The 6,826-nt window shown below is 54.7% G+C and carries 7 protein-coding genes; 2 read left to right on the top strand and 5 right to left on the bottom strand.

Features of this window, described 5'->3' with window-relative positions; genetic code table 11:
• Window positions 1-336: 336 nt before the first annotated feature.
• Complete coding sequence (purH, locus tag WB237_RS22750; protein WP_336216655.1) at window positions 337-1,926, top strand: bifunctional phosphoribosylaminoimidazolecarboxamide formyltransferase/IMP cyclohydrolase; 1,590 nt, start codon at window positions 337-339, stop codon at window positions 1,924-1,926.
• A gap of 15 nt (window positions 1,927-1,941) precedes the next feature.
• A complete protein-coding gene (gene purD / locus WB237_RS22745) occupies window positions 1,942-3,234 on the top strand; it encodes a phosphoribosylamine--glycine ligase (RefSeq protein WP_336216653.1) in 1,293 nt (430 codons plus the stop codon).
• A gap of 47 nt (window positions 3,235-3,281) precedes the next feature.
• On the opposite strand, the gene WB237_RS22740 is transcribed toward purD, so the two are convergent.
• The 5 genes from WB237_RS22740 to hemE form a co-directional block, all read right to left on the bottom strand.
• A complete protein-coding gene (locus tag WB237_RS22740) occupies window positions 3,282-3,974 on the bottom strand; it encodes a DUF1481 domain-containing protein (RefSeq protein ID WP_336216658.1) in 693 nt (230 codons plus the stop codon).
• 11 nt (window positions 3,975-3,985) lie between these two features.
• Window positions 3,986-4,258, bottom strand: a complete 273-nt coding sequence (gene hupA / locus WB237_RS22735) for a nucleoid-associated protein HU-alpha (protein ID WP_002445246.1) — start codon at window positions 4,256-4,258, stop codon at window positions 3,986-3,988.
• A gap of 186 nt (window positions 4,259-4,444) precedes the next feature.
• Window positions 4,445-5,035: a YjaG family protein gene (locus WB237_RS22730; protein WP_336216651.1), complete on the bottom strand. Its 591-nt coding sequence runs from the start codon at window positions 5,033-5,035 to the stop codon at window positions 4,445-4,447.
• Between the two features lie 41 nt (window positions 5,036-5,076).
• Window positions 5,077-5,748, bottom strand: a complete 672-nt coding sequence (nfi, locus tag WB237_RS22725) for a deoxyribonuclease V (protein WP_336216648.1) — start codon at window positions 5,746-5,748, stop codon at window positions 5,077-5,079.
• A gap of 9 nt (window positions 5,749-5,757) precedes the next feature.
• Window positions 5,758-6,822 carry a uroporphyrinogen decarboxylase gene (hemE, locus tag WB237_RS22720; RefSeq protein ID WP_114980110.1) on the bottom strand — a complete coding sequence of 355 codons (1,065 nt, stop codon included), beginning with the start codon at window positions 6,820-6,822 and terminating at the stop codon, window positions 5,758-5,760.
• Window positions 6,823-6,826 lie beyond the last annotated feature (4 nt).

Below are 6,826 nucleotides of genomic sequence, written 5' to 3'. Positions count from 1 at the left end.
ATTTTTTCTCTTCAACCGACCGGGTTGTTTGTGAAGTGATTCACATCTGCCGTGTCGATGGAGGCGCATTATAGGGAGTTCTCCGCAGGCCGCAACCGAAAAGTTGCAAAAAAATGACTGACTGCTGTATTCCCCAGCAAAACCCCGCTTTATACCTTTTTACGCACAGACTTATCCACAATGATACGAAAAAGTGAAAATGTGCGAGCGTTGCGCAAACGTTTTCGTTAAAATGCTCGCGCTTAACAAGGATGCCCTGTCAGGTGTGTTAGATGAGTTTTTCGCTGGAAAATTCATCTAACGCTCTCTGTAATCGTGAAATCCAGGGGATTTACCATGCAACAACGTCGTCCAGTCCGCCGCGCTCTGCTCAGTGTTTCTGATAAAGCCGGTATCGTCGAATTCGCTCAGGCACTTTCTGCACGTGGTGTGGAGCTGCTTTCCACAGGCGGTACCGCCCGCCTGTTAGCAGATAAAGGTCTGCCGGTAACCGAAGTGTCCGATTACACCGGTTTCCCGGAAATGATGGATGGACGCGTGAAAACCCTGCACCCGAAAGTGCATGGCGGTATTCTTGGCCGTCGCGGTCAGGACGACGCCATTATGGAAAAACATGATATCGCGCCAATCGACATGGTTGTCGTTAACCTCTACCCGTTCGCCCAGACTGTTGCCCACGAAGGCTGTTCTCTGGAAGATGCCGTAGAGAATATTGATATCGGCGGCCCGACCATGGTGCGCTCCGCAGCCAAGAACCATAAAGATGTGGCTATCGTGGTGAAGAGCAGCGACTACAACACCATTATTAATGAGATGGATGCCAACGAAGGGTCACTGACTCTGCAAACGCGTTTCGATCTCGCCATCAAAGCATTCGAACACACCGCTGCATACGACAGCATGATCGCCAACTACTTCGGTAGCCTGGTGCCGGCTTACCACGGTGAAAGCAAAGATCCTTCTGGCCGCTTCCCGCGCACCCTGAACCTGAATTTCATTAAGAAGCAGGATATGCGTTACGGTGAGAACAGCCACCAGCAAGCAGCCTTCTATATAGAAGAAGAGGTAAAAGAAGCCTCTGTTGCTACCGCTCAACAGGTTCAGGGCAAAGCGCTTTCCTATAACAACATCGCTGACACCGATGCTGCGCTGGAATGTGTGAAAGAGTTCAATGAGCCAGCCTGCGTTATCGTCAAGCACGCTAACCCATGCGGCGTCGCGGTAAGTAGCTCTATTCTGGATGCCTACGATCGTGCCTACAAAACCGACCCGACCTCCGCGTTCGGCGGTATTATCGCCTTCAACCGCGAGCTGGATGCTGAAACGGCGCAGGCCATCATCTCCCGCCAGTTTGTCGAAGTGATCATCGCGCCATCCGCATCCGAAGAAGCGCTGAAAATCACCGCTGCAAAACAGAACGTGCGCGTGCTGGTTTGCGGTCAGTGGGCTGAACGTGTACCGGGTCTGGACTTCAAACGCGTGAACGGCGGTCTGCTGGTTCAGGACCGCGACCTGGGTATGGTGACAGAAGCCGACCTGCGCGTGGTGACCAAACGTCAACCAACCGAGAAGGAACTGCGTGATGCGCTGTTCTGCTGGAAAGTGGCGAAATTCGTGAAATCCAACGCCATTGTCTACGCGAAAGAGAACATGACCATCGGGATAGGTGCAGGCCAAATGAGCCGTGTTTATTCTGCAAAAATCGCCGGGATTAAAGCAGGTGATGAAGGTCTGGAAGTGAAAGGCTCCGCCATGGCGTCTGACGCCTTCTTCCCGTTCCGTGACGGTATCGATGCAGCAGCAGCAGTAGGCATCACCTGTGTGATCCAGCCTGGCGGTTCCATTCGTGATGACGAAGTGATTGCCGCTGCCGATGAACACGGTATTGCGATGATCTTCACCGACATGCGCCACTTCCGCCATTAATTCCCGGAGCAGAAAATGAAAGTATTAGTGATTGGTAATGGCGGACGCGAGCATGCTCTGGCATGGAAAGCGGCACAATCCCCGCTGGTGGAAACCGTCTTTGTGGCACCGGGCAACGCAGGTACGGCGCTGGAGCCAGCGCTGCAGAACGTGGCTATCGGCGTGACCGATATCCCGGCACTGCTGAACTTTGCGCAGAACGAGAAAATCGACCTGACCATCGTCGGCCCGGAAGCGCCGCTGGTGATTGGCGTGGTGGATGCGTTCCGCGCGGCAGGCCTGAAAATCTTCGGGCCAACCGAAGGTGCAGCACAGCTCGAAGGCTCCAAAGCCTTCACCAAAGATTTCCTCGCACGCCACAATATTCCCACTGCGGAATATCAGAACTTCACGGAAGTTGAGCCAGCCCTGGCTTATCTGCGTGAAAAAGGCGCGCCGATTGTCATTAAGGCCGACGGCCTGGCTGCCGGTAAAGGCGTTATCGTGGCGATGACCCTCGAAGAAGCAGAGGCCGCAGTGCAGGACATGCTGGCAGGCAACGCATTCGGCGACGCAGGCCATCGCATCGTGATCGAAGAGTTCCTCGATGGTGAAGAGGCGAGCTTCATTGTAATGGTCGACGGCGAGCACGTTCTGCCGATGGCTACCAGCCAGGATCATAAACGCGTAGGCAATGCGGATACCGGCCCGAACACCGGCGGTATGGGCGCTTACTCGCCCGCTCCGGTCGTGACTGACGAAGTGCATCAGCGCACGATGGATCGCATCATCTGGCCAACCGTAAAAGGTATGGCAGCGGAAGGGAATACTTACACCGGTTTCCTCTATGCGGGTCTGATGATCGACAAACAGGGTAACCCAAAGGTCATCGAGTTCAACTGCCGCTTTGGCGATCCAGAAACTCAGCCGATCATGCTGCGCATGAAATCCGATCTGGTCGATCTGTGCCTGGCAGCCTGTGAAGGTAAGCTGGATGAGAAAACTTCCGAGTGGGACGAACGTGCCTCTCTGGGCGTGGTGATTGCTGCTGGCGGCTATCCAGGTAATTACAACACCGGAGATGAGATCCACGGTCTGCCTCTGGAAGAGATCGAAGGCGGTAAAGTGTTCCATGCGGGTACGAAACTGTCTGACGACGATCGTGTACTGACCAACGGTGGCCGTGTGCTGTGTGCGACCGCGTTGGGTCATACCGTGGCAGAAGCACAGAAGCGGGCCTATGCGCTGATGGCGGATATTCACTGGAACGGTAGCTTTAGCCGTCAGGATATCGGCTATCGCGCCATTGCGCGTGAGCAAGGGGAGTAATTACGCTCTCACTCTAACCCTCTCCCTCAAGGGAGAGGGGAAATACGTCAGAAACTCTTCTCTGTCGGCTGCCAGGTGCAGAAGTCTTCGTTCGCCACCAGCAGCAGCTGAGAACCTTCCGGTGCTTCAAGCCACGCCACACTCACCTCCATAGATGAATGACGCTGACGACGTTCAATATGTTCGGTTGCCCAGGATTCAAGCTCAGGCTTCACTGTCTGCCCTTCGCAAGTTGTCACCGTCCCATCGGAGTGCCAGCGCCCCTGGCGCAGTACAACGCGTCCCTGACGCAGCGCATCGCTGGTCTGGCGGATCTGTTCGGCACGATAACGATAGAGAGCAATTTGATCGCTGGAAAGCTGCTGTTTTTGACCACTCACTTCACGCTGCATAAAGCTCAGCTCGCCATGGTCATCAAAACGCACTTTCACATGTTCAGGGGTTTTACTGTAGACGTTCAGTTCGATCAGCGTGAGGTCATCGCCCTGCCAGCGATACTCCGCGGTCGAGGTATTGCCGTTATGCCACGGGCTAAAAGCAGAAAGCAGATGCACTTCACCGCCGGAATCTTTGCGCCAGATCCTGACCGCCCCCTGGTTGTCAGCGTAGCCGCTGGCAGTAAACGGTGGCAGAGTGGAGTCATGGCTACAGGCTGACAGCAACAGCACGCCCGCTAACGTGAGCGCACCACGCCAGACAGACAAAAGGGGCGTTACCGCCCCTTCGTTAAAACTGTTCACTGCCACGCGTCTTACTTAACAGCGTCTTTCAGAGCTTTACCAGAAACGAATGCTGGCACGTTAGCTGCGGCGATTTTGATTTCTTTACCGGTCTGCGGGTTGCGGCCAGTGCGCTCAGCACGGTGGTTCACTTTGAAGGTACCGAAACCAACCAGTTGTACAGCATCGCCTTCTTTCAGAGACTCAGTAATAGCAGCCAGGGTAGATTCCAGAGCAGCTTTAGCCTGCACTTTAGACAGATCAGCCTTGTCCGCAATTACATCAATCAGTTGAGTCTTGTTCATAAGTTATCCTTTCAATGTGTTTATCGCTTGCTAAGCATCGAGTGCGACGAAAATGCCAAAAAAGCACTCTCCTGCATACACGCACCGATAGCCACTTTTTTTCGCCCCCCAAATGTAGACCAGACAAGGGGCGAAAGGGAAGAGTCGAGGAGCGACAAAACGGGCGTTATCTCAAGTTTTATTGTCTCATTGGTTAAAAAATATACCAATATTGCTCTCACCGGCCTCACGTAAGTCCGCGCGCAGCCCTTTTATCAGCTCGATATCGCGTTCTTCACACTCTGCCAGCAGGCGGAAAATTTCCCACTGAATGTCCCATTCTTGTTCTACCGCCGGGTTCGCACGCAGCTCTTCGTCGGTCATTTCACGACCTTCCTGAGTCATTTCCAGCATCGCAACGGTCGTAATTGATGCCTTACTGACTTCGATAGCATGTTCCAGCGTTTCACCACTCAGGCGGGAGTGAATCAACTCGCTTAACGCCACACAAGCATCGATCGCCGGATAGACACCGTACAGGTCAAAATCATCCGCGACCGGAATCGCCTCTTCCAGCTTTTCGAGCTGAGAGTCGAAATTCACCTTCGCGTCTTTCACCGTCAGCGTTTCCCAGATCAGATCCAGAATTCGGCGATAAATATGACCATCACCAAAGCCCGTCTGCTTGCAGAACGCGGCATAGTTGGGATACATGCGCTCGCACAGGCAAGCCATAAAGGTGACGTGCTGCCAGCTTTCCAGCTTCTCAAGGCGCAGGTGAATCGGGTTTTGTAACATGATGATCTCTCGAATCGAAAATTAGGCGCAGTTTACCTGAATCATCGCTGAATTTCCTGCCAACGAACAAAAGCCGGGCGTGAAGAAGCTACCGCGTCTGCCCAGCGTGTTGGCTCAGGCAAACGGTATCCCTTCATACAGCGCTGCACCCACGCCAGAGCGCTATCCATGCTCACCCGATGTCCGGTGGCAATAAACAGCGGGTTACAACGGGCTTTGCTGCGCCATACCCACGCCAGTTGTTCACCTTTATCAATGAGCGGTGCCAGCGCGCCAGGCTTGGCAGAAAGCGGTTCAAACGCACCACACAAGCGTTTCTTAGCAACGCCGATGGTGGGAACATCCACCAGCAGGCCAAAGTGGCTGGCCACGCCTAAACGGCGCGGGTGTGAGATACCGTGTCCATCAACAAACAGCAGGTCAGGTTTTTGCGAGAGCTGCTCCCACGCTGCCAGCAGCGCGGGATATTCACGAAAGGAGAGAAAGCCAGGAATGTAGGGCATGGTGGTAGCAATACGCGCTACCTTGTACTCCACCAGCTCAAACGAGGGATATTTCAGTACCACCATCGCCGCTCGCGTCACGTCCCCACCCTGCTCAAACCCGACGTCAGCCCCACCGATAAACTGCGGGGGATCCTTATCCAGACGATCCTCGCGGATCACGGATGAAGCCAGTTCAATTTGTTGGGCGCGTAATGACGCGAGATCCATAGCGATTCCTTACTTGTGGTATTGCGCAGAAAGTCGGTGTACTGCCTCCACAAACGCGCCAGCGTGTTCTGGCGGCACGTCCTGATGAATACCGTGTCCGAGGTTAAAGACGTGCCCTTCCCCCTGGCCGAAGCCGGCGAGAATGGTTGCCACCTCTTCTTCAATGCGAGCTGGCTGTGCATAGAGCATGGACGGATCCATATTGCCCTGCAGCGCCACCTTGTCACCCACGCGACGGCGCGCATCGGCAATATCGGTTGTCCAGTCAAGACCCAGCGCATCACATCCCGTCGCGGCCATCGCCTCCAGCCACTGGCCACCACCTTTGGTGAACAAGGTCACTGGCACGCGGCGACCTTCGTTTTCACGCAGCAGGCCATCAACGATCTTGTGCATGTAATAGAGCGAGAACTGCTGATAATCGCGTCCGGTGAGTACGCCACCCCAGGTGTCGAAAATCATCACCGACTGCGCACCCGCTTTAATCTGCGCGTTGAGGTAGAGCGTGACGCTCTTCGCCAGCTTGTCGAGCAGCGCATGCAACGCCAGCGGCTCCGCGTACATCATCTTTTTAATCACGGTGAAAGCCTTGCTGCTGCCACCTTCAACCATGTAAGTCGCCAGCGTCCACGGACTGCCGGAGAAACCGATCAGCGGCACTTCACCTTTCAGCTCACGGCGAATGGTGCGCACAGCGTTCATGACATAGCCCAGCTCATCTTCAGGATCGGGAACAGGCAGCTTGTCGACGTCGGCTTTGCTCTTGATAGGCGAAGTAAAACGTGGGCCTTCACCGGTTTCAAAATAGAGCCCAAGGCCCATTGCATCCGGAATGGTCAGAATATCCGAGAAGAGGATCGCAGCATCCAGCGGGAAGCGGCGCAGCGGCTGGAGCGTCACTTCACAGGCCAGCTCAGCGTTTTTGCACAGCGACATAAAATCGCCTGCCTGCGCGCGCGTGGCTTTGTACTCTGGCAGATAGCGTCCCGCCTGGCGCATCATCCACACCGGGGTGACATCAACGGGCTGGCGCAGCAGCGCACGCAGATAACGATCGTTCTTCAGTTCGGTCATTTTT

The organism is Enterobacter sp. P82 (assembly GCF_037053385.1).
GTDB lineage: Bacteria > Pseudomonadota > Gammaproteobacteria > Enterobacterales > Enterobacteriaceae > Enterobacter.
The sequence above is the reverse complement of the archived record's forward strand: the minus strand, read 5'-3'. Positions and strand labels throughout refer to the sequence as shown.

Excerpts from the sequence above, each read along its gene's own strand:
- hemE (WP_114980110.1), bottom strand. The coding sequence starts at position 6,822 with ATGACCGAACTGAAGAACGATCGTTATCTGCGTGCGCTGCTGCGCCAG.
- purH (WP_336216655.1), top strand. The coding sequence starts at position 337 with ATGCAACAACGTCGTCCAGTCCGCCGCGCTCTGCTCAGTGTTTCTGAT.
- WB237_RS22730 (WP_336216651.1), bottom strand. The coding sequence starts at position 5,035 with ATGTTACAAAACCCGATTCACCTGCGCCTTGAGAAGCTGGAAAGCTGG.
- hupA (WP_002445246.1), bottom strand. The coding sequence starts at position 4,258 with ATGAACAAGACTCAACTGATTGATGTAATTGCGGACAAGGCTGATCTG.
- purD (WP_336216653.1), top strand. The coding sequence starts at position 1,942 with ATGAAAGTATTAGTGATTGGTAATGGCGGACGCGAGCATGCTCTGGCA.
- nfi (WP_336216648.1), bottom strand. The coding sequence starts at position 5,748 with ATGGATCTCGCGTCATTACGCGCCCAACAAATTGAACTGGCTTCATCC.